The sequence below is a fragment of the Streptomyces recifensis genome (assembly GCF_002154615.1).
GTDB classification, from domain to species: domain Bacteria; phylum Actinomycetota; class Actinomycetes; order Streptomycetales; family Streptomycetaceae; genus Streptomyces; species Streptomyces griseoluteus.
The window spans coordinates 1-520 of record NZ_MUNH01000910.1 but is presented as its reverse complement, the minus strand read 5'-3'; the positions used below and the strand labels follow the sequence as shown (position 1 = coordinate 520).

Annotated in this window: 2 pseudogenes; one reads left to right on the top strand and one right to left on the bottom strand. The window is 72.1% G+C overall.

Going from position 1 to position 520, the window contains the following annotated elements:
• Positions 1–253, top strand: a pseudogene (locus CCN33_RS30765) (amino acid deaminase/aldolase); the annotation flags it as partial.
• A gap of 7 nt (positions 254–260) precedes the next feature.
• On the opposite strand, the pseudogene CCN33_RS30760 reads toward CCN33_RS30765, so the two are convergent.
• Positions 261–520, bottom strand: a pseudogene (locus CCN33_RS30760) (haloacid dehalogenase-like hydrolase); the annotation flags it as partial.

The window sequence follows — 520 nt, the reverse complement described above, 5'->3', positions numbered from 1 at the left end:
CGGCCCGGACCGGCTGCCGGTGCCGTATCTGCCGGAGGGGCTGCGCTTCGACCCGCAGGAGGGCGCCGGGGAGGTGCAGACCCCGCTGCTGGGCTCACCCGCCGACGATCTGCTGATCGGTGACAAGGTGTGGTTCCGGCACGCCAAGGCGGGCGAGCTGTGCGAGCGCTTCGACGTGCTGCACCTGGTCGAGGGGGACACGGTCACCGCGACCGTGCCCACCTACCGGGGCGAGGGGCACACGTTCCTCTGACGGCCCCTCAGTACACCCTGTCCGCCTGGTCCGGCACCACGGAGCCGTCCGGGCGGAGCACCGGGGTGCGGCCGCCGTCCGGGGCGTTGTAGGCGGTGGTGGAGCAGGGGTACGGGCCGGTCCTGCGGGGCAGTGGCTCGATGAACATGGGGTTGATCACCCAGCGGCCGTCCGCGTCGTCGTAGGCCCGGCACATCAGCTCGGCCTTGTTGCGGTTGAGGACCAGGTGGGCGCCGGTGGCGTCGGAGACGAAGGTGACGTCGGTGT